General features: G+C 56.7%; 26 protein-coding genes. 2 read left to right on the forward strand and 24 right to left on the reverse strand.

The genetic code is table 11. The features are described 5' to 3' along the window. Window positions 1-340: 340 nt before the first annotated feature. The 13 genes from DMP05_RS04950 to infA form a co-directional block, all read right to left on the reverse strand. Window positions 341-1279, reverse strand: a complete 939-nt coding sequence (locus DMP05_RS04950) for a Ppx/GppA phosphatase family protein (protein WP_123219439.1) — start codon at window positions 1277-1279, stop codon at window positions 341-343. Between the two features lie 83 nt (window positions 1280-1362). Beyond that, on the reverse strand, window positions 1363-2634 hold the full coding sequence (locus tag DMP05_RS04955; protein ID WP_161957471.1) for an FtsB family cell division protein: 1272 nt from the start codon (window positions 2632-2634) through the stop codon (window positions 1363-1365). A gap of 240 nt (window positions 2635-2874) precedes the next feature. Further along, window positions 2875-4344, reverse strand: coding sequence for a basic amino acid/polyamine antiporter (locus tag DMP05_RS04960; protein ID WP_114614650.1), 1470 nt, complete (start codon window positions 4342-4344; stop codon window positions 2875-2877). A 201-nt stretch (window positions 4345-4545) separates the two neighbouring features. Then, window positions 4546-5835 (reverse strand): phosphopyruvate hydratase, encoded by a 1290-nt coding sequence (gene eno / locus DMP05_RS04965; RefSeq protein WP_123219441.1) that lies wholly within the window; start codon window positions 5833-5835, stop codon window positions 4546-4548. A gap of 188 nt (window positions 5836-6023) precedes the next feature. Beyond that, window positions 6024-6743, reverse strand: coding sequence for an energy-coupling factor transporter transmembrane component T family protein (locus tag DMP05_RS10270; protein ID WP_123219442.1), 720 nt, complete (start codon window positions 6741-6743; stop codon window positions 6024-6026). 96 nt (window positions 6744-6839) lie between these two features. Continuing rightward, on the reverse strand, window positions 6840-7178 hold the full coding sequence (locus DMP05_RS04975) for a hypothetical protein (protein WP_123219443.1): 339 nt from the start codon (window positions 7176-7178) through the stop codon (window positions 6840-6842). Between the two features lie 104 nt (window positions 7179-7282). Further along, window positions 7283-7786 (reverse strand): 50S ribosomal protein L17, encoded by a 504-nt coding sequence (rplQ, locus tag DMP05_RS04980; RefSeq protein WP_123219444.1) that lies wholly within the window; start codon window positions 7784-7786, stop codon window positions 7283-7285. Between the two features lie 15 nt (window positions 7787-7801). Beyond that, window positions 7802-8752 (reverse strand): DNA-directed RNA polymerase subunit alpha, encoded by a 951-nt coding sequence (locus tag DMP05_RS04985; protein ID WP_114614655.1) that lies wholly within the window; start codon window positions 8750-8752, stop codon window positions 7802-7804. A 30-nt stretch (window positions 8753-8782) separates the two neighbouring features. Further along, window positions 8783-9379, reverse strand: coding sequence for a 30S ribosomal protein S4 (gene rpsD, locus DMP05_RS04990; protein ID WP_114614656.1), 597 nt, complete (start codon window positions 9377-9379; stop codon window positions 8783-8785). Between the two features lie 21 nt (window positions 9380-9400). After that, complete coding sequence (gene rpsK, locus DMP05_RS04995) at window positions 9401-9796, reverse strand: 30S ribosomal protein S11 (protein ID WP_114614657.1); 396 nt, start codon at window positions 9794-9796, stop codon at window positions 9401-9403. 11 nt (window positions 9797-9807) lie between these two features. After that, window positions 9808-10176, reverse strand: a complete 369-nt coding sequence (rpsM, locus tag DMP05_RS05000; protein ID WP_114614658.1) for a 30S ribosomal protein S13 — start codon at window positions 10174-10176, stop codon at window positions 9808-9810. 21 nt (window positions 10177-10197) lie between these two features. Next, window positions 10198-10311 (reverse strand): 50S ribosomal protein L36, encoded by a 114-nt coding sequence (rpmJ, locus tag DMP05_RS05005; protein WP_006363204.1) that lies wholly within the window; start codon window positions 10309-10311, stop codon window positions 10198-10200. A 197-nt stretch (window positions 10312-10508) separates the two neighbouring features. Next, window positions 10509-10727, reverse strand: a complete 219-nt coding sequence (infA, locus tag DMP05_RS05010) for a translation initiation factor IF-1 (protein WP_114614659.1) — start codon at window positions 10725-10727, stop codon at window positions 10509-10511. A 427-nt stretch (window positions 10728-11154) separates the two neighbouring features. Here infA and DMP05_RS05015 point away from each other — a divergent pair, with 427 nt between their 5' ends. Further along, window positions 11155-11598, forward strand: coding sequence for a universal stress protein (locus DMP05_RS05015; RefSeq protein ID WP_123219445.1), 444 nt, complete (start codon window positions 11155-11157; stop codon window positions 11596-11598). 133 nt (window positions 11599-11731) lie between these two features. On the opposite strand, the gene tsaE is transcribed toward DMP05_RS05015, so the two are convergent. The 4 genes from tsaE to hypB form a co-directional block, all read right to left on the reverse strand. Beyond that, window positions 11732-12184, reverse strand: a complete 453-nt coding sequence (gene tsaE, locus DMP05_RS05020) for a tRNA (adenosine(37)-N6)-threonylcarbamoyltransferase complex ATPase subunit type 1 TsaE (protein ID WP_123219446.1) — start codon at window positions 12182-12184, stop codon at window positions 11732-11734. A gap of 116 nt (window positions 12185-12300) precedes the next feature. Beyond that, window positions 12301-13239 carry a beta/alpha barrel domain-containing protein gene (locus DMP05_RS05025; protein ID WP_123219501.1) on the reverse strand — a complete coding sequence of 313 codons (939 nt, stop codon included), beginning with the start codon at window positions 13237-13239 and terminating at the stop codon, window positions 12301-12303. Between the two features lie 188 nt (window positions 13240-13427). Beyond that, window positions 13428-14246, reverse strand: a complete 819-nt coding sequence (nadE, locus tag DMP05_RS05030) for an NAD(+) synthase (RefSeq protein WP_123219447.1) — start codon at window positions 14244-14246, stop codon at window positions 13428-13430. A gap of 229 nt (window positions 14247-14475) precedes the next feature. Then, the gene (gene hypB / locus DMP05_RS05035; protein ID WP_114614663.1) at window positions 14476-15135 is read right to left on the reverse strand and encodes a hydrogenase nickel incorporation protein HypB; all 660 of its coding nucleotides are present in this window, start codon (window positions 15133-15135) and stop codon (window positions 14476-14478) included. Window positions 15136-15380: 245 nt separating this feature from the next. Between hypB and DMP05_RS05040 the strand changes: the two genes are divergently transcribed. Continuing rightward, window positions 15381-16265 carry a methionyl aminopeptidase gene (locus DMP05_RS05040; protein ID WP_123219502.1) on the forward strand — a complete coding sequence of 295 codons (885 nt, stop codon included), beginning with the start codon at window positions 15381-15383 and terminating at the stop codon, window positions 16263-16265. 76 nt (window positions 16266-16341) lie between these two features. Here the strand turns inward: DMP05_RS05040 and DMP05_RS05045 are convergent, their stop codons facing one another. The 7 genes from DMP05_RS05045 to DMP05_RS05075 all read right to left on the reverse strand — a co-directional run bounded on the left by DMP05_RS05045 (window position 16342) and on the right by DMP05_RS05075 (window position 21368). Then, entirely contained in the window at window positions 16342-16704 is a 363-nt protein-coding gene (locus DMP05_RS05045; RefSeq protein WP_114614664.1) for a hydrogenase maturation nickel metallochaperone HypA/HybF, read from the reverse strand. 213 nt (window positions 16705-16917) lie between these two features. Then, a complete protein-coding gene (gene tatC, locus DMP05_RS05050; RefSeq protein ID WP_123219448.1) occupies window positions 16918-17781 on the reverse strand; it encodes a twin-arginine translocase subunit TatC in 864 nt (287 codons plus the stop codon). Between the two features lie 3 nt (window positions 17782-17784). Then, entirely contained in the window at window positions 17785-18531 is a 747-nt protein-coding gene (locus DMP05_RS05055; RefSeq protein WP_123219449.1) for a twin-arginine translocase TatA/TatE family subunit, read from the reverse strand. Between the two features lie 246 nt (window positions 18532-18777). Continuing rightward, window positions 18778-19116 (reverse strand): P-II family nitrogen regulator, encoded by a 339-nt coding sequence (locus DMP05_RS05060; protein WP_114614667.1) that lies wholly within the window; start codon window positions 19114-19116, stop codon window positions 18778-18780. Window positions 19117-19148: 32 nt separating this feature from the next. After that, the gene (locus DMP05_RS05065; RefSeq protein WP_123219450.1) at window positions 19149-20423 is read right to left on the reverse strand and encodes an ammonium transporter; all 1275 of its coding nucleotides are present in this window, start codon (window positions 20421-20423) and stop codon (window positions 19149-19151) included. A gap of 344 nt (window positions 20424-20767) precedes the next feature. Continuing rightward, a complete protein-coding gene (locus DMP05_RS05070; protein ID WP_114614670.1) occupies window positions 20768-21091 on the reverse strand; it encodes a type II toxin-antitoxin system HicB family antitoxin in 324 nt (107 codons plus the stop codon). Continuing rightward, complete coding sequence (locus DMP05_RS05075; protein ID WP_244595054.1) at window positions 21075-21368, reverse strand: toxin HicA; 294 nt, start codon at window positions 21366-21368, stop codon at window positions 21075-21077. The genes DMP05_RS05070 and DMP05_RS05075 overlap by 17 nt, the downstream gene beginning before the upstream one ends. Window positions 21369-21746: the final 378 nt, after the last annotated feature.

Below are 21746 nucleotides of genomic sequence, written 5' to 3' on the forward strand. Positions count from 1 at the left end.
GCGATCGACCGAGATTGGAGCCATATCGACCTGGGAAGACGCAGGACGGGCGTTTGCACGCCCGTCCTGCTAACTGCGAAAACGCCGGTTACGGCACGAGTGTTCGGCTAACAATGAAAATCAACCTTTACGCCGGTTGCCGAGCAGCGCCGACCCCTGAGCGATCAAAGCGTTTTGAGAATCGCCAAACCGCGCACAAGGGCCCGACTCGCGGCAATCGGCTCTACGCTCACGCCCTAGGGCGTCCTTCCGTAAAACCAAAAGCCGGCACCCCCGTTAACATGCTATACGCTCTGAGCATTGAATACATGGGGGGGGGCTTGCAATTAACCAGCGCTTCCTAAAGCGCGTTTCTTGCCGCGTCAAGCACAATGCCGATAAGAATATCACTCTCGCTCACCGTGAAGCCGTCAAGATTCGCAAGGTCCATGACCGCACCCAGAATCACAAGGCCCGCCGGAAAAATACCCGCCCGCTTGGGCTGGATGCCTGCAACCTTCATGCGTTCGGCGAGCGGCAACGCCCACATGCGCTTAGCCACTTCGTCGAATTCAGTGCGCGTCACGCGAGTACCATGAACCTTCGATGAGTCATAGGGCACCAAAGCGTCTCGCACGGCCACCACACTCGTGGGCGTCCCCGCAACCGCAACAAGACGGTCGCACAAATTGCGCGTTTCGAAAAACGGCGCGAGAGTCTCGTGCGCCCATGCCGAAGCCGCAGCAAGCTCGCCTTTCGTCGGCGGGTCACCGGCCAAGAATCGCTCCGTCATGCGACGGCAGCCGATGTTGAAAGAATGCGATGCTCGCACCGCAACATCAGGCACAAGGTCGCCAGCCGATCCATTCGCTCGACCAAATACCATCTCGGTCGAACCGCCACCGATATCGGCAAACAGCAAATCCTCATTGCGAAAATCATTCGACGCACCCAAAAACGACAGCGCCGCCTCACGCTCGCCCGGAATCACCGACAGTTCAACGCCGACTTCACGCAGACGCGACACGAATACTCCCGAATTGCGCGCATCGCGACTCGCGCTCGTGGCAAGAGCGACCACGCGATCGACCGCACATGCATCAATAACCTTGCGGTACTCAGCGACCTGGGCAACCGTGCGATCGATTGCCTCAGGCAAAAGTTCGCCTGAAGCATCGACCCCTTCGCCCAAATTCGTGATGGCGCTTTGGCGAGCCACCTGCCGCGTGCCCGAAGCATCCACGTCCGCAACGAGCAAACGGCTCGTTACTGTTCCGATATCGATTGCAGCGACCCTCATGCGACGCACCTTTCTGCTCGCTCTTCCATCTTGCTTTCATTGTAAAGAAAGAGCCGGGGAATTTCCCCGGCTCGAATCGTGCTTTATTGAGCGTCGCTATACCCGAAAAGAGGGTCGAGCACGCCCGAGTACCATGTGTCGGGCGTTTTCACGCTCGCGGAATCGATTTGAGAATGCACCGTATCAGGCGTCGACGACGTTTCGTCTTCAGAAAGGCCAACCACAACGCCAGCGGTCTCGCCCTTCGACACCCAACCAAGCTGCTCGCGCGCAACATCTTCGATGCCCTCGTCGGTCGAAAGCCGATCGATGTCGCTTTGGATAGCTGCGTTGCGCTCGCTGAGCAGGGCGTATTCCGCCTCAAGCTTGTCTTGCGTGCGCAAACCCACGTAATACTGCTGCGCCATAGGATACAAGAACCAAAGAGCCGCGGCGATGCAAATCAAAATGCCGAGCGCATAGACCCAAATCGGTGCGCTCAAATGGGCTTTTGTCTGCGACGCGCGACTTGTGGCAGCCGCGCCTCGGCCGCCACGAGCACTGCGTCCCTCGCTCGAACCGCCAAGGTCGTTGAAAGCTCGCTTATGATTACGACCCATCTCGCCCTTGTAGACCGCCGCCCGACTGCCCGCTTGCGCAGGAGCGCCAGCGTCGCCTCCAAATTGGCGATTGAAAAGCTTCTCGGCTTTGGCCTTGGCCTTCGACTTCTGACGGCGCTCCTTTTTCGAAAGGCGCGAACCATACGACGTCTCGTCCTCGTCATTCTCGATATCATCGGGATCGAATACCTCGACCGCAGCACGGGGCTGCGCCGATGCGCCACGCGAGTTGCGCGACTCGTCCGAACGAGAGGAGCGGCGCGAATTCAAGCGGGCCGAACCGTCGCCGAAGAGCTGCTCGTCAAGATCGTCGAATGCCGAAAAAGCACCCAAATCGAAGCCGGACGGCCTCGACGCCTTTCGGTCCGATGCCGAGCGCGAGGAGCGAGCCGGACGCGAACTCACGCGCGAATTCGCCGCGAACGATGCTTCGCGGTCATCGTAGGGAGTCGGCTCAACGATAGGCTGGATACGTCCAGAGCGCGTGACTTTCGAGAATCGGGCACGTTCGCCGCGGGCGAAACGGTCGCTTGAAAACGAATCGAGCGATTGGGAATAATCGAGCCCGCGAGCGGAAGAGGTTTCGCCAACAGCATGAGAGCCGACACGACCCGATGAGGCATAGACGTCGCGACCGCGCATGGATGCGCTTTCGTCATATCGAGCAGCACGCGACTCAACAACATCTCGCGACGCACGCGAAGATGCGCGGTTCGAGCCGTCAAATGAAATGATATTGCTGCTGTTGCGCGACATAAAAAAATGAGGCCCCTTGCATCGTGATGTGTTTGAAGTGGATGTAATGCTGTGAGCTAGTTTCCGTTCATGATACCACGCAGACGGCAGGCGCGGCATCCAATCGACCACGCGCATGCTTATTTTCACGAACAGAAAACAAGCCCAGGTTATCGCGCTGTATCCTCCCTCAACGCAAAAGGGCCAGGGAGCAATCCCCTGGCCCTAGCGCATCACTTCTGCGCAACGAAAACGTTCGAGTTAGATAACCGAAATCGTACCCGTCGCAATGCACACGATGCTGATCACGAAGAACGCGACAATAGCGGCGGCAACCACCTTGTCGAGCGTTTTCGGCAGGAACGCCTCGTTACGCTCTTTCTGGCCATACCAGTACAAAACAATGCCCGGCGCAAACAGAATGGTCGTGATCATGAGACCCGTAAGGCCGCCCGCGTAAATCAGGAAGATCGAGTAGAAGAAGCCGACGATGCCAATACCGCGGTAGAACGCTAGTTTGCCGCCCGTAACGCCTTCGAACCCGTCCTTCTTAAACGCACACACGAGCAAGAACATCGAACTGAAGAAGTACGGAATCAAAATCATCGAAACCGACACGCCATAGAAGAACTGGTACGTTTGCTCAGAGAACAAAATGATGATGAGGAACGCCTGAACGATGAGGCAGGTCACCGTAAGGGTGACGATAGGGGCGCCCTTGCGATTTTCCTTCGCGAAGACTTTCGGGAACACGCCCTGCTTCGCAGCCTCGTGAGGACATTCGGAAGAGATGATGGTGTAGCCCAGCATGGCACCCAGAAGAGACAGGGCAACGCCCAAATTCACAAGTGCCGCGCCCCACGGTCCAACGACGGCCTCGAGCACGCCCGCCATCGACGGGTTGGGAAGCTCTGCAAGCTCAGCGCGAGGCATAACGCCCATGGACAGAATGGAAACCAGCAGGTAGATGCACAGAATGCCAATGAATGCGGTGACGGTTGCGCGGCCTACGTCTTTGCTGTATTTCGCGCGACCGGAAATGGCGACAGCACCCTCGATGCCCAAGAAGATCCAGATGCTCACGCCCACGGTGCCAACAACCTGATCCCACAAGCTCGGTCCATCGGGCTCGCCCCAGAAGTTGTCCATGAAGATTTCCGGGTCGAAGTGCATGCTGAACAGGATTGCGACGATCGCAACGAACAGCGGAACCAGCTTGGCGATAGTCGTGATGATGTTGACGCTCGCAGCCTCTTTCACGCCGCGGCTCACCAAAAGCCAGCAAATCCAAACCACGATGGATGCGCCGATGACCGAAGGAAGGTTATTACCCTCTCCGAACAGGGGAACGAAGTACGAGATGGACGCGAACAGAAGCGTGGTGTAGGAAACGGTGGCAAGCAGCGCCGAAATCCAGTAGCCATAGGCCGAAATGAAGCCCATGAACTCGCCCCAACCTGCGCGAGCATACGAATAGATGCCGCCCACCAATTCAGATTTATATTTGCTCAGTGCGTAGAAGCACATCATGAGCGAGAAAACGCCGATGCCGCATACGACCCAGCCGATGAGCACGGCACCCGTATTCGCGCCCGCCGCGGCCATATCGCCGGCCATGGTGAAGACGCCACCGCCGATAACGGCGGTAATCACGGCCGCAATAAGATGCGGCAGCGACAGGCCATTGGGATCGTTCACCTGAGATGACGAGCCCCCGTTGGACTTTGCCATAGTATTCCTGCTTTCTTTAGCGACTCGTTGAAACACCGAACACCCCTGCACAGCGTTTCAACATAACTCATTCACTATACCCCACATAGTGCAGGGTTTTCGGACGAATTCGTCCCAAGTTTTCCCGCGGCAACAAGAAAGCCCCAGCAACTGCCAGGGCTTTCGCGATTCACTCTTGCGCAAAGTCGATTCGACGCAAAACTACTTGATGTTGTAGAACGCATCCTTGCCAGCATATGCGCCGGACATGCCGAGTTCTTCCTCGATGCGGATGAGCTGGTTGTATTTAGCGATGCGGTCGCTGCGGCACGGAGCGCCCGTCTTGATTTGGCCGGTATTCATGGCAACGGCCAAATCGGCGATCGTGGTATCTTCGCTCTCGCCAGAGCGGTGGCTCATGACGCACGCGTAACCGGCTTCCTTGGCCATCTCGATAGCCTCGAGCGCCTCGGTAAGGCTGCCAATCTGGTTCACCTTCACCAAAATGGCGTTGGCGACGCCCATCTCGATACCCTTCTTCAGACGCTCGGTGTTCGTGACAAACAAGTCGTCGCCGACAAGCTGCACGCGGTCGCCAATGCGATCGGTAAGAAGTTTCCAACCATCCCAGTCTTCCTCGGCCATGCCGTCTTCGATGGAGATAATGGGGTACTTATCGACGAGCTTCTCCCAGTAATCGACCATTTGCTCGCTCGTGTACTCAACGCCTTCGCCTGCGAGGCAATACATGCCGCGCTCAGCGTCGTAGTATTCCGTGGAAGCAGGGTCCATGGCAAACATGATGTCGCTGCCCAGCTTGTAGCCCGCGGCCTCGCATGCCTGAACGATGTATTTCAGAGGCTCTTCATTAGTCTTCAGGTTGGGAGCGAAACCGCCCTCGTCACCCACGCCGCCACCGAGGCCAGCTTCATGCAAAACCTTTTTCAACGTGTGATAAATCTCGGCGCACCAACGCAGGCCCTCGGCGAACGACTCAGCGCCAACAGGCATAATCATGAACTCCTGGAAGTCAACGTTGTTGTCGGCATGCACGCCGCCGTTGAGAATGTTCATCATGGGCGTCGGCAGCACATGGGCGTTTGCGCCGCCAACGTAGCGATACAGCGGCAGCTCGCTCGACTGGGCAGCGGCACGTGCGCAAGCGAGAGAAGCACCCAAAACGGCGTTCGCGCCCAGGTTGCCCTTGTTCGGAGTACCGTCGACGTCAATCATTTCGGCGTCGATAGCACGCTGGTCGCGAGCGTCCATGCCGATAATCGCTTCGGCAATTTCCTCATTCACATGGGCGACGGCCTTCTGAACGCCCTTGCCAAGGTAGCGGTCCTTATCGCCGTCACGCAGCTCAACAGCCTCGAATGCGCCAGTAGATGCGCCAGACGGAACGATCGCGCGTGCGAACGAACCGTCGTCGAGGGTAACCTCGACCTCAACCGTGGGGTTGCCGCGGGAATCGAGAACCTCTCGGCCGTAGACGTCGAAGATGATGCTCATGAAGTTTCCTCCTATGATGAACGAACCGGGGCCTACAAGCCCCGCCCTAACAGCGAAATTGTATACCACACACGAAAGGGCGATGCGGCAAACGGCGCAACTTAGCCGGCAAAGGGGCTCGAGCAACGGAGACTGGCGTACGAAGCATCGTCCAAAGGCGCTTTTTGACCCCTTGCAAACAGTCTCCTTTACAAGAGAACGCCCATAAAAATGCAGAAGACGGAAAAAGCCGCGACTAAAGCGACCGAACGCGGCCCCACGCGCTGCTCGCCGTGCAAGCATGTACGAACTCCGAGCGCACCATAACATCGAGCCTCCATGGCACATGCCAATACGCTCGCATGGCGAAACAATCCCACGAGCATCGCAACGAAAGCCCTACCCCGCTGCACTATCTTGTTCACAAGGCCACCATCGTCGAAATGCGCACACCGCGAACGTTGCGCCTGGCACACGGTCACATATTCGTCAAAACACGCCGGAATGAAGCGAAGAGCGAGCGAGAACGTCGTCGAAATATCGTCAACAGGAACCCCAAGATTCCGAAGAGGGCTCATCAAGCCCGAAAATGCGCGGGTGAACTGCGCGCTGTCATACGCGAGGGAGACCGAAAGCGCAGCCAAAGCAAGAACGATGATGCGTGCTGCATAGAAAAGCCCAGCACCAATGCCATGGGGAATTTGGGCGATGACGGTACACGCGAGAATGAATGCAAGCGGAGCTATGCATGCGCCCATATTGCGCAACGAAATACGAAAATACAGAAGCACCGCGACCAAGAGCAGAACAAATACGCCCAATCCCACCCACGTTGCCACGAAAAATAGCGAAACCGAATACGCAAATAAGCCCACAAGGGCGAAGCGAGCGTCAAGCGGAGTCGAATTATGTTGTGCGGACATGAGCATGCCGCAAGTATAAAAGAGGAAGGCCGAAGCCCTCCTCTTGAAATGCGTATTCCATTGTTTTCGCCCCGAGAAAGCCCGAGCAAGAATCGAGAGAACCTACTCCCCTGCCTTATTGGCATTGCGCTGCGAGACTTCCTTGGCCATTTCAGCCGCTTTGTCGCCAACTTCTTTCGCGGTGTCCATGAGCTTATCGCTTACAGCTTTCGCGTCATCCAACGCCTTCTCGGTCGCATTCTTCGCCTCGTCGATAAGGCCCGGAATATTTTCGCGCGCCTGGTCGGTCAACGCCTGGCGCTTTTCGCGAGCGCTTGCAACGACGCTTGGGGCCTGTTCTTGAGCGGTATCAATCATTTTGTCGGTCGCAGCTTTCATATCGCCCGCTAATTCCTGCGCGGCATCGATTGCGCTATTGAGGATTTTTCCAAACTCAGACATGAGATGCCTCCTTGCAATAGGTTCCCCTCGTCTTTATATGGTAACGCAAAAACGCCGCCCCGAAGGACGGCGTTTGTTTTGCTATATTCCCGTTGAAAAGCGAGTTATTCGGCTTTTTCCTCGGTAGCAGCTTCAGCCTCGACGGCTTCTTCAGCCTTGGGCTCTTCGACGGTCTCTTCGGCCTTGGCCTCTTCAACCTTCTTCGGAGCAGCCTTAACAGCTTCGGCCTTCTTCTCAGCCTTCTTCACGGGCTCGGTCACGAGCTCCATGATAACCATGCTAGCGTTGTCGCCCTTGCGGGTGCCAAGCTTCATGATGCGAGTGTAGCCACCCTGGCGGTCGGCCCACATGCCCTGCTGAACCTTCTCAAAGATCTCGCGAACGAGCTCTTTGTCGCCGAGAGCGGCGATAGCGAGACGGCGAGAATGCAGGTCGCCACGCTTGGCCCAGGTGATGATGCGGTCGACGTCGGGACGAATCTCCTTAGCGCGGGCTTCAATGGTCTTAATGCGATCATTGGTGAACAGCGCCTGCACCAGGGACTTCTTCATGGCCTTAGTATGGCTGGCATCGGTGCCCAGCTTGCGGCCCTTCTTGTAATGCCTCATCGTGTAGTCTCCTAGTTATTGCTTCAAGTTGAGGTCCATAGAGATCAGCTTGTCCTTGACCTCTTCGATGGACTTCGCGCCAAAGTTGCGGATGTTGAGCAGGTCGTTCTCGGAGAACTCGACCAGCTGACGCACCGAATGGATGCCTGCGCGCTTCAAGCAGTTGTAAGAGCGGACGGAAAGGTCCAAATCCTCAATCTGCTTGTCGAGCTCGGCGTTGGCCTCCTGGCCCTCCGGTGCGAAGATGGACGGAATCTCGCCCTCTTCCTCGTCGACAATATCAGCCAGCGAAAGGAAGGCACCCATGTACTGGTCGATGATGTTCGACGCACGACACACCGCTTCGTTAGGAGCGATGGAGCCATCAGTCTCAACTTCGAGAACCAGCTTGTCGAAGTCGGTGCGCTGACCCACACGCGTGTCGCTCACTGCGAGAGTGCAACGACGCACGGGAGAGAACAAGCTGTCGACGTGGATAATGCCAATGGGGTCCTCGGTGCGCTTGTTGCGCTCAGCCGAGACGTACCCACGGCCCACGCCAATGCGGATGCTCATGTTCAGCGTGCCGCCATCGGCAACGGTGCAAATGACGTGCTCGGGGTTAATGAGCGTGAACTCGGCGGGAACCTTCACATCGGCGCCGGTTACCGTGCACGGGCCCTCGACCGAAATGGTGGCCGTGGCTTCCGTGTAGTCCTCAGAGAGGGCCGAGAAAACAAGGCCCTTCACGTTGAGGACGATATCGGTGACGTCTTCGATGACGCCTTCAGCGGTCGTGAACTCATGCTGAACGCCTTCGATCTGGATAGCCGTGGCTTTGGCTCCGTCCAGCGACGACAGCAGAACGCGACGCATGCAGTTACCCAGCGTGTATCCGAAACCACGCTCAAGCGGCTCGACGATGAAGCGGGCGACGGTGTCGTTCACTTCTTCGGTAGTAACGGTTGGCCTCATGAACTCTGCCATAGTTTGTAAGCCTCCTTAAGCCGCGGTTAATTACTTCGAGTAGAGCTCGACGATAAGCTGCTCGTTGATGTCCAAATCGATCTGGTCGCGGTTGGGGAGAGACAGCACGTTGCCCTGAAGCTTCTCGATGTCAACCTCGAGCCATGCAGGAACCTGCATACGCTCATTGGAAACGAGAGCGCTCTTGATAACGAGCATCTCCTTGGCCTTGTCGGCCACAGCAACGACATCGCCGGGGCGAACGCGGTAAGACGGAATGTCGACGCGCTTGCCGTTAACGGTGATATGACCATGGGAAACGGTCTGACGGGCTTCCTTGCGGGTGCGAGCAAAGCCCAGACGGAACACGACGTTGTCGAGACGCGACTCAAGGATGCGCATCAGGTTCTCGCCGGTGATGCCGGGCTGACGCTTAGCCTTGTTGAAGTAGCCGCGGAACTGCTTCTCCAGAACGCCATAGATGAACTTGGCCTTCTGCTTCTCGCGCAGCTGCATGCCGTACTCAGATTCCTTACGGCGACGCTTGGGCTGGCGAATGGATTCCTTCTTAGAGCTGTAGCCGAGCACGACCGGATCAATACCGAGCTGGCGGCAGCGCTTAAGAACCGGAGTTCTGTTGATTGCCATAGTGATTCGATCCTCTCTTAATTAGCAGCGGCGACGCTTGCAGGGGCGGCAGCCGTTGTGCGGGATGGGCGTGCAATCCTGAATGCTAGAGACCTCGAGGCCAGCAGCCTGCAGGGAGCGGATGGCGGTCTCGCGACCAGAGCCGGGGCCCTTCACGAAGACGGCGACCTTTTTCAGGCCATGCTCCATAGCGGTTTTGGCAGCCTGCTCGGCAGCCATCTGCGCAGCAAACGGGGTGGACTTACGAGAGCCCTTGAAGCCCACGGTGCCAGCAGAATTCCAGGAAATCACGTTGCCCTGAGGGTCAGTGATGGAAACGATGGTGTTGTTGAAAGTGCTCTTGATGTGAGCCTGTCCCACCGCAATGTTCTTGCGCTCGGAGCGCTTGATGCGGGTGCGAACGTTCTTTTTAGCCATGTGTCAAACCCCTACTTCTTCTTGCCGCCGATTTGCTTACGCGGGCCCTTGCGGGTGCGAGCATTGGTGTGGGTACGCTGGCCACGAACGGGCAGACCCTTGCGGTGACGGAGGCCACGGTAGCAGCCAATCTCCATCAGACGCTTGATGTTCTGCGAAACCTCGCGGTGCAGGTCACCTTCGACGGTGAGGTTCTTGTCGATGTATTCGCGGATCTTCTGCAGATCGTCTTCGGAGATATCCTTGACACGGATGTCAGGGTTAACGCCGGTCTCTGCAATGATCTTCTTGGCGGTCGTGTTGCCGATGCCGTAAATGTAGGTCAAACCGATCTCGATGCGCTTCTCGCGAGGGAGGTCGACGCCGAAAAGACGAGCCATGGTATATCTTCCTCTCTCTTTTTAGCCCTGGCGCTGCTTGTGACGAGGGTTCTCGCAAATGACGAGGACCTTGCCATGACGCCTAATGATCTTGCACTTGTCGCACATCTTCTTGACCGAAGGACGGACCTTCATGCTTGTCTCCTTTGAATGTGCGGCTTCCCTTCGGCTGACGGATTTGCCTCTGGGGAACCATTTACTCTTCACTCTATGAAACACGCCCAGCCGCAGGCGATGTTTTCACTTTTTGCGCCCCGAAGGGCATGCGCTTGAGAGCGCACTAAAGCACCCTGCCGGCTCACTTGCGCGATATGGCGGGTGCAACGTACCGCTTATTTAAAGCGATAGGTGATACGGCCACGGCTCAGGTCGTAAATCGAAAGCTCGACCGTGACTTTGTCGCCGGGCAGAATCTTGATGTAATGCATGCGCATCTTGCCAGAGATATGAGCGAGAATCTCATGGCCGTTCTCGAGCTCGACTTTGAACATTGCGTTCGGGAGAGCCTCCAGAACGGTGCCCTCAAGTTCGATGACGTCTTCTTTAGCCAAGAATCTTCCTCTTCCCAAACTCTGTCGATTACGCTGTGCGCACTGCAAACGCAGCGACCGAATACTTTACCAGAGGTAAGGCAGAATCGCACGTATATTGATTAAGCTTTCACGAGGACACCACAACCCATGGCGCCTTCGCGTCGCACGTTGTGCATATTACCACGTTTTTCCCGTCTCCTTAGAACGTTCACCTGCGTTTTTCGTCTTTTTGTGAAACTTTATTTTAAGGAACTGCATACCGTTTTGGATATTGGTTTCTTATAGGAACCTATACCCTTTTCGGAAGAGTTGCCACAAGACTGAAACGGAGACGCTCGGGCGCGTTGGAAGACTTTAAAAGCCTCGCCCAATACCCCAGTGTTACAATAGAGCCATCGAAGGCGCGCATACCAATGCACGGCAAACTCAAGGGATTGGAGCCGTTATGTCAATGCAATACAAGCGTATTTTCGCTGCTCTCGATGGTGCGAAAACTCAGGAAATGGTCGCCGAACGCGCGATTGAGCTCGCTGCAAGCGAGCATGCCGATTTGGTGTTTGGCCACGTGGTTGATTCCGTGCCCTATGAGGCGGCAGGCACCGACTTTGCCGCACTGGCAATGGACATGAAGAAAAAGCTCGAAGAATCGCTCGGCGATATGCTAGAAGCCGCCCGCAACAACCCCGACATCCCCTCTGTTGGCGTCGTCGTGAAAGCCGGTCGCATTACCGAGACTTTGAACGAGGAGCTCATCCAGCCGTTCGATCCCGATTTGGTCATTTGCGGCGAGCGCGGCCTGAGCAACATCAAGTACGTGTTCGTTGGCAGCGTTTCCACGTACCTCATTCGTAATTTGCGCTGCGACGTCCTTGTTGTAAAACAGGATTAATTCAGTACGAACAACGGGAGCCCCTGCGGCTCCCGTTTCTTTTAGGTAGCTTAGTACCTTTTCGATACTTACTTTCTTTTTATTTAGTACTTAGTTCCTAGAGATTATTTAGGATATTTACAACTTCAAGAAACTAAAACAGACCGTCGACCATCTCGCGGGCACGCTCCCCCGTCGCATGTGCATGAATCGTGCGCGTGCCATCTTCAGACACCTTGAAATCGAGTACGAGGCAGTCGTCGGGTGCGGCCTCTTCGAATTTATCGCCCCATTCTACAAGCGACACGCCATCGCCTTCGGTAATGCCGTAATAGTCGATATCTTCGAGCTCTTCGGGCTCTTCCAAACGATACAAATCGAAGTGATACAGCGGCAAGCGGCCATCGTGGTATTCGCATACCAAATTGAACGTGGGGCTTGTGGGAACTTCGGCAATACCGAGTCCCGCAGCGAAGCCTTGCGTGAAGTGGGTTTTGCCCGCGCCCAAATCTCCCACGAGCAAAATCACATCGCCTGGCTGCACACGCTCAGAAATCGCGCGAGCAAGTTGCTGGGTTTCTTCAACGCTATGGCTTACGTACGGCATGCAAGTCCCTTTCTGAATGCCATCCCGAACGTCGAAAGCGAAGCGTCGGGCAATAAAAAGAAGGTCCCGTTGCCGGGACCTTCCGAACAAGCTCTTCGATTGTACGCGAATTCGACTTACAGCGCGAAGTCTTTCTCGCCCTTGAAGACCGCCAGAGCGTCGGCGACGCTGTAGTCAGCGAGGGTGATGGCGGAAATCGCCTTGGTCAAACGCACGGCCTCGTCGAGGGAGCGCTGGTGAATGTTGCGACCAGTCGCGTTGCCGCAGGCATGGCCAACATGGATCTGATCATGCAGCTGCGTGAGGAACGTTTCGGCGTCGACGGTGGAACCGCCAGCGCACACAAGGCCCGTGCGGCCAGCAGCGGCGGAAGCGACTGCGAGGTTCTCGGCGGAGGTTGCTTCGTCGGTGGCCTTCGGCGGGTTCACCTTCACGAAGTCGGCACCCAGGCACAGCGCGACGCCAGCGGCGCCAGCGATGAGGGCAGGAGCCTTCTCATCGGCAACAGCCTTGCCGCGAGGGTAAATCCACAGAACCACAAGCAAGCCGGCGGCATGGGCCTCGGCGATGAGCTGGCCGGCCTCGGCGAGCATGGTGCTTTCGTATTCAGAACCCAGGTAGATGGTGTAGCCCAAGCCCACCACGTTCACGCCGTTCGCGCGCATATCGAGCACGGCCTCGAGGTCGTGCAACTGCGGGCTGTAGGGATCGTCCTGGGCGGTTTTCACAAGATTGGTCTTCGAATTCATCTTGACCAGGTAGTTGACCTCGGGATAATCGGCAGCATAACGAGCAACGAGGCCGCGCTGGCCGGCGCACACGCCGCACACGCCTTCGCTGGCAATTTTGAACAGATGCTCGGGATCGAGGTCGGCGGGGTCGATGCCTTCGCCGTAGAAGTCGCCATTGAGATGCTCGATCTTCTGGTCGCATGCGAACAGCATCAAACGGCCGGTACCGCGCGTGGCGGCCATATAATTGTCAATGTACGTCTCGCGAGCGTCGGCGCTCACGTCGGCGGGAACCTTCACCTGATCACGGGTGATTTCGGGCATGTCGTTCCTCCTTGTGAAGATACGGTTTGCAAACGTCATCACCGCAGACGGCGCGATGGCCGCTTCGCGTATGACCAATCAAGTTTAGCCGATGCCGCACAGCTTCAAAGCGCTTTCACAGGAACGGCAGCGACATCGCCGCAGACGGCGCGATTTTGAGGGCGGGCGCAATATGCCCGCAGGCAACACTATTCCGCGTATGGAATAACGGGGAATTGCGGCTCGAGGGCACGCTTGAACGCATACGCCTCCACACGTTTGGTAATGCGTTCGACCTCTGCCGCGTCATAGCCGGCAGCAACGAGTTGCTCGACGCTTTTGCCGCGTTCTTTGTAATCGATGAGCAGCTTGTCGAGCTCGGCATAGGTGGTGCCGAGCGAGGTCTCATCTTGCTGGCCGGGAGCGAGCTCGGCACTCGGCGGCTTCACGAGCACATGTTCGGGAATGGGGGCCACCCGTCCCGCCGCTTCAGCGTGAGCATTCACCCAACGTGAAACTGCATACACGTCGGTTTTATACAAGCCGCCAATAGGGGCATAAGCGCCAGCCGTATCGCCATAAAGCGTGGAATAGCCCATCATGGCCTCGCTCTTGTTGCCAGTGTTCACCATGGTCCACCCGTAGAAGTTCGCAAGCGCCATGAGCACAATCATGCGGCATCGAGCCTGGGTGTTCTCACCCGCCGTTGAGCGATCGAAACTCGGGCACAGGTTCGACAACTGACTCTCGAACACCTGATATGCCTCCGCGATGCTTACGCGCTCGGCACGAATACCCAGGTTGCGGGCAAGTTCCTGAGCGTCGACCAAGGAATGTTCGGTGGAATAAGGACCGGGCAGCATATAGCCGTGCACGTTTTCGGCGCCGAAGGCATCCACGCACATGCATGCAACCAGGCTCGAATCGATTCCGCCCGAAAGTCCCAAAACAACGCCGCGGCCTCCAATGCCCTCTACGAATTCTTTCAGGCCCGCAACACAGGCCGTATATTGCTGTTCAGGGTTCATAGCACGCACTTCCTTTCACGTTTTTGAAAGTCTAGCTCAAGGCTGTTTCTAAGGCATTTCGAACAACGCATGACAATAAAATAAAGAAAAGCGGCCGCGCACCTTTGCGCAGCCGCTTGAAATCGAGAAAACAATGGCGGTCTCTCAAATGCCACAAGGGGCGCTCCGCTCGATTCAAAAGGAACCGCTCTAGCCAACCTTCACCCCAGATGATTCCAGCATAACAGGCTTAGGCCTGCTGGAGCGCATGGATGCGATCGCGCAGCCAATTGGCCCAAGCGTCAACGCCCTCACCCTTCGTCGCCGCGATGGGGAAAATAGGTGCCTTCGGATTGAGTTGGGCAACTTCGTCGCGGAAAGCTTTCTCGTCGAAATTGAACACGCTCATGGTGTCGACCTTGTTCAGGATGATGGCCTCGCTCGCCTGGAAAACGCCAGGATACTTCAGCGGCTTGTCGTCGCCTTCTGGCACGGACAAAATCATGACCTTGGCGCCTTCGCCCAAGTCGAAATCGGTGGGACACACGAGATTGCCCACATTTTCGACAATGATGAGGTCGAGGTTGTCCAAGTCGAGCGCATCGACCGCGCGGCGAATCATGTCGCTTTCAAGATGGCACGCGCCACCCGTGTTGATTTGCACCGCAGCAATGCCCTGAGCGCCAATGCGCTTCGCATCGACGTCGCTCGCGATATCGCCTTCGATAACGGCGATGTTGAACTCGTCGCGCAGCGCTTCAATGGTGGCAAGAATGGTAGACGTTTTGCCTGAGCCGGGGCTTGCGAGCAAATCGAGCACGAACACGCGCTTTTCGGCGAACAGTGCGCGGTTCTCCTGCGCAAGGCGATCGTTCTTGTCGAGAATGGGTTGTTTCATATCTATTTGCATGGGATTCCTCCTCTTCTAACGCTGCGCTCAGTGTAGTGCATTTCGTGCGCGATGCGACGCGCGGCGGCACCGCAGCACACCAATGGCATGTATCGCGCGGAAACGGTATTGAAGGCGAGATGAACGATTCGTCAGATGTTTCCCTTGGCTTTCTTTCTGCAATGACCACGCCTGAAATGAGCGCTACAATATCTGAAACTATTTTTGCGGCCGATCGCGGCCGCCCGAGCGAAACGAGGATCGCAATGTACGACGGCGAAGGCCAGCCGGGACGCAACGACGAATGCTGGTGCGGCAGCGGCAAGAAGTACAAGAAGTGCCATTGGCAAACCGATGAACACCTGCAAGAGCTCTATGACAAGGGCTACGAGGTTCCCACGCGCGACATTCTGAAAGGCCCCGCTGACATCGAGGCCATCAAAGCAAGCGCAGCCATCAACGTGGGCGTGCTCGACATGGTAGCCGAGCGCATTGCGCCGGGCGTGTCCACCGAAGAAATCGACCAGTGGATTTACGATTACACCATCGAACATGGCGGCACGCCGGCCGACCTGGGATACGGCGGCTTCCCGAAAAGCGTGTGCACGTCCATCAACGACGTCATTTGCCACGGCATTCCCTGCAAAGAGGACGTGCTGAAAGAGGGCGATATCGTCAATATTGACTGCTCCACCATTCTTGACGGCTATTACAGCGATTCGTCGCGCATGTTCTGCATTGGCGAAGTCTCGCCCGAACGCCGCCGTCTGGTTGAAGAAACCAAGAAGGCCGTGGAAGCGGGCCTTGCCGCCATTAAGCCCTGGGGGCTGTTGGGCGACGTGGGCGCCGCCGTACACGAATACGCCAAATCGCAGGGCTATTCGGTCGTGCGCGAATACGGCGGACACGGCTGCGGCTTTGAATTCCACGAAGACCCGTTCGTGAGCTTCGTGAGCGAGCCAGGCGAAGGCATGGTGCTCGTACCGGGCATGACGTTCACCATCGAGCCCATGGTGAACGCGGGCGCGCCCGACATTGATTCGAGCGACCCGAACGGCTGGACCGTGCGCACTGCCGACGGCAGCGACACGGCCCAATGGGAAGTTCAGGTTTTGATTACCGAAACTGGATATGAGCTTTTGAGCTGGTAATTTCTTCTACTTCTATCATGGTCGCCATTCATGCGCCCCATACAAAATCGCCCCGAGAAAAACTCGGGGCGATTTTTTACTCTTCGTTTTCGTCGGGAATATCGACTTCGATCGAATCGATTCGCAGTTCCTTGCCTTCGATAAGGTCGGCAAAACCACCGCATTCAGGACACATCACATGGAAGCGATCATGGGTAAATTCATGGCCACACTCCACGCAGCGGCTCTTCGGCGGCACCATGGTGATGTCGAGCTTCGAGCCTGAGAACAGCGGATCGTTGTCGGTAATGGCCTCGTACGCAAAGGTGAGAGCGTCCTCGATAGCCTCGGTCATCTCGCCTACGGAAAGCGACACTTTCAATACCTTGTCGGCATGGTTCGCCTCGGCCGCCTGGCGCACGCTCTCAACAACGCCCGTCACCATTCCAAGCTCGTGCATGATTACCCTTTCCGCCGTTCTGCCGAACGGCGGAACGGATTGACGCTACAAAGCTGTCCAGCACGGCATCTTGGCCCTCAGACTTCACCTTGCGTAGCGCTGCTACGCGGCGGCTTGCCTTCGGGCCAACCTGCCGCACCGGACAGCTTTTCGCTGACTTTTCCTATCAAGTAAGAATACCGAAAGCGCCACCTTCGCAGATGGCGCTTTCGGTTAGTCGTCCAGGTCCATGTGTTCTTTGAACTTCTTCTTGGCCTTCTTCTTGGTTTCGTCCCATTCGGCAGCAATCTCGGCATCTTCGGCCGCCTCGCGGGCCTCTTCCTCCTGGCGCTTCTTTAAACGGTTGCCCAGAACGATTCGTGCGACCAGCAAGCTGGCTTCATACAGAATGATCATGGCGCCAAACATGAGCAGCATGGTAACAGGCGAAGCGTCGGGCGTTGCCATAGCGGAAATGACCATAAGCACGATGTAAACCGTACGCCACGAGCTGCGAAGCTTCTTATAGGGAACGATGTCGAAAATAACCAAGTAGAACACGACGAGCGGCAGTTCGAATGCGACGCCGAAACACAGCTCGAAGTTGATGATGACATCGACCCACGATTTGGCGTCGGGCAGGATTTGCGCGAAGCCGCCAGCCTGATCGGTGAGCCACTGCACAGCCGGATGCAAAATGAACAGATAGCAGAACACCGTGCCGAAGATGAACAAGAACACGCCCACGGCGAACGTGGGAATGAACCACTTGCGCTCGTTAGGCTTCAAGGCCGGCAGGAAGAACGCGAGAATCTGCCACAGAATAATAGGCATGCATGCGACAACCGACGCCCATAGCGCAACCTTGAAACGAATCGTGAACGAGCCGAACACGTCGAGCACGTTCAAAACCACCAAGCCATCGTCGCCCTTTGGCAGGTAATCAGCTACGGGCAGGCACATAAATTGAATGATGGTAGGCGTTGCCATATAGAACACGCACATGGCAATAAACAGGGAAACCACGATGCGCACCAAACGCATGCGCAGCTCACCCAGGTGATCAAAAAGCGGCATTCTCGCCGGACCGATAGGCATGGGCTACTCCTCCTTCTGGGTCGCGGCGGACTCGTTGGCAGCGTCGGCCGCTGCGGGACGCTTCTTCTTTTTAGCAGGCTTGGCCGTGCCGAGAATCTCGCTCGCGAGTTCGGCCTCGGCGGCACGCTCGGCGTTGACTTCGGCTTGGGCTTTTTCGGTTGCTTCCATGCGCGCGGCCATGACTTTCTCATGCACCGTTGCGGGCTTGGTTGCGGCAGCCAGCTCTTCAGCTTTCGCCTTCGCCTTGGCGGCATCGCCGCTCAGGGCCTTGGCGGCCTCGGCGCTCAAGGCAGCGTTCGCAGCAGTCGCGGCCGCAATGCCCGCGCCAGCCTCGCCGGGCTTCGCCTGCACTGCGGCGGCAGCGGCGGCTTCGGCTTTCTTCTTGGCGGCTTCGGCTTCGGCAGCGGCTTCAGCGCGCACTTCCTTGGCGGCTTTCATCGCAGCCTCGCGCTTCACCTTGTCGGCGCGCTCTTTGTCGTATTTCGCCTTACGAGAAGCGAACGATTCCTTCTTCTCGATTTTCTGCTTGTTCTCTTTGTCGATCTGCTCCATCGGGTTTTTGACGGAGTCATCGGTCAAGGGGTCGTAGATTTCAGTCTTTACGACCTTGTTCATTTCATCCTGGGCGCTGCGGAACTTCGAAATCGCCTTGCCAACGGTTTTCGCGATGGCGGGCAATTTGTCGGGACCGAAAATCAAAAAGCCGAACAGGAGAATGAGGAAGAGCTCAGTTCCACCGATACCAAACACGGGACGACCTTTCCATTCGTGCATACAACCGTGCCATATTACCACACGCACGGGCGGGGCTAGCGCGCAAGGGGGTGTGAAACGCCCTCCATATTGAACCCATGCCACGTGCATACTTGGTTCACTTCTTACACATATGAGCACGTGGACATAAAGAAAGCCCCATTCTCTCAGAAGAATGGGGCTTGTTCGTGCACGTCAAGAATCGACAGACGGCAATCTGGCGAGTGCGGTTCAGGAGCAACCCTATACCGCCCCTTCTCCGCTTTCGCCAGTACGAATGCGAACCACCTGCTCGACGGGCGAGACGAAAATCTTGCCGTCGCCTACCTCGCCGGTACGGGCGGTATTGCAAATAAGCTCGACGGTGGAATTGACCTTATCATCCTCGACGACCACGGTGAGCATAATCTTCGGCAGCATGTTCACGATAACCTCGCTGCCGCGGTAGTACTCTTTCCAGCCATGCTGATTTCCGCAACCCTGCACCTGGGAAATAGTCATGCCTTTGATGCCAGCCTCGAGAAACGCATCCTTGAGCGCTTCAAGCTTCGCCGGACGAACGATGGCTTCAATCTTTTTCATCGATGGCTCCTTTCGAAATTCCGAGCTACCAGTTAGTCCAGGCCATTGAACGCGGGGTATGCGCTCTCGCCGTGCTCGCGAGCATCAAGGCCTTCAGCTTCTTCCTCGACGGACACGCGCAGGCTGCCCTTAAACAGAACCTTCACCACAAGGCCGATGATGGCCGACATTACAGCAACGAACACGATAGTGATAAGGATGCCCTCAATCTGAGCGATGAGCAGCGTGGGATCACCGGTGTACAGCAGGCCGCCGAAGTCGGTCCAGGAGAGGTCGGGCACACAGAAGATGCCGGTGAGCACGCCGCCCACCATGCCGCCGATGCCGTGGCAGCCGAATGCGTCAAGAGCATCGTCGTAGCCAAGCTTCGGCTTGAGGAACGCCATGGCCGAATAGCAAATGGGGGAAACGATGAGGCCCATGACAACAGCGGCCCACACATCAACGAAGCCAGCAGCCGGGGTGATGACGACCAAGCCGGCAACGATGCCCGTGCATGCGCCAACGAGCGTCGCCTTGCCAGAGCGCAGACGCTCAACGAGCATCCAGGAAATCATAGCGGCAGCAGGTGCAACCATAGTGTTGAGGAACGCGAGCGCAGCAACGCCATCGGCAGCGAATGCAGAAGCGCCGTTGAAACCGAACCAGCCGAACCACAGAAGCGAAGCACCCAAAGCAACAAAGGGAATGTTGTGCGGGCGATAGCTCATCATGCCGTAGCCGCGACGCTTGCCGAGCAGCACGCACAGGATGAGACCCGTAAGACCAGAAGAGATATGCACAACGTCGCCGCCAGCGAAGTCGAGCGCACCAATGGTGTCGCCGATGAGCGGGCCGTCGCCACCCCACACCATGTGGGCCAAGGGGGCATACACGAGCAACAGCCAAATAGAGATGAACGCGAGCACCGCACCAAACTTCATGCGGCCAGCCAAGGAACCCGTGATAATGGCGATGGTGATAATGGCGAACGCAGCCTGGAAAGCGACGTCAACGAGCACGGGGTACGTGTCGTGGGAAAGCGCCAGATCGCTGCCACCCAACATGTTATCGAGCAGCCCCACGCAGAAAATCTGGTCGAAGCCGCCGAAGAACGGACAGCTGCCGTCGCCGCCGTAGGCGAACGACCAGCCGGCCACAATCCACAACACGCCAACGAAACCAATTACGGCGATTGACATGAACATGGTGTTCAACACATTTTTGCGGCGAGAAAGGCCGCCATAGAAAAATGCAAGTGCCGGCGTCATCAAGAACACCAACATTGCGCCCAGAATCATGAATCCGGTGCTGCCTGGATCAAACATGATTGCTCCCTTCTTCCGGCGGGCGCATTGATTGTCGTTTGTGGAGTGGCCGTTCCCCATGCGTTTCCGAAATAAGGCTCGCGAAACCGAATATTCGAAAATGGCCTCTCCACACCCGGCGTTCTGTGCGCCCATGGATATGACGCACTTCATTATGGGGAGCTTCGACGCGCGCAAGGGGCGCACAAAGATGAGTTAACGGCTGAAAAACCAAGCCGTAACAAAGGCGAAACTGGCGTTACGAACAGGAAATATTCAAGTAATGAGGACGAAATAAACGCGCGCGTCTCCCGAATTCGGCCGCGGAAAGCGCAAGCATGGGACCGCCCTGCCGCAAGCCAGGCTTACACGCGCGAGATGAGCAGCTGGTTCACCGAAACGCCCTGCTCCGCCGCCTCCATTACCACACGCCGATGCTGCTCGGGGGTCATGCGCAGAGCGTATTTTCCCGAATAGGTGCGGCATCCCAAAGGAACAGGCGGCTGTTCTCCGCTTTCACGCATATCGGCAAGAACATCGGCGACAAGCTCGCTCAAGCCGTTGAGCGCCTCTTTCTGAGAATCGGCAACATTCGACAAGCTCGGGAATTCCGAAACGGACGCCACGAATGCGCCATCTTCGCCCGACCAAAAAACGCGATACGTATACATGTCAGCGGTTGCCTTCATCGCTCAACACCTCCATAAGGTCGATTGCTCGAAGCAGTTGCGAAACCTGATATGGCGCGACGAACCCTTTACGATTTTGGATATTGATGCGCGGATTGCCTTGCCAGGACGTTTTGAACACATGATGCGAACCGTGCGTTCGCGGCTCACCAAAATATGCCCTGCGCACCCTATCGGCATCACGAAATCGCACGTGGCGAGGGTTGCGGCGCAGTTCCTCGAGCAATTCTTCTATCGTAGCCATACCTCCTCCGAATGATATCATATTTAATATCATTAATGAAGGCTTGCCTTCCTGTGCGAGCCTTCGCGTGGAAAGAAGTTAGCACTGAAACCTTGCCCGATTCTTGCCTAGACCCCCTGCTTTTCCTCTTGTTTTCGCGCCGTTTTCCTGCACTTTCGCTATTGCACGGTCTGCTTCGCCCCCACCAAATCGAGCAGCTCTTGTTTCGAGTGGACCTCAAGCCTGGAATAGAAATGCCGCGCATGTGTCGACCAGGGCAGCACGTACTGCGTGCCTTATTACGACAACCCGGGCTCTTCCGTCGGCCTTGCCCCTGGCTCCGGCGTGTACGCGGGCAACGTCATCAACGAGTTTCTGGGCTAAACCCAGAAACTTCGCTTTCTGCGATACCCCTCTTTTAACCCCTCCCAT

The sequence above is a fragment of the Slackia isoflavoniconvertens genome (genome assembly GCF_003725955.1).
GTDB classification, from domain to species: domain Bacteria; phylum Actinomycetota; class Coriobacteriia; order Coriobacteriales; family Eggerthellaceae; genus Slackia; species Slackia isoflavoniconvertens.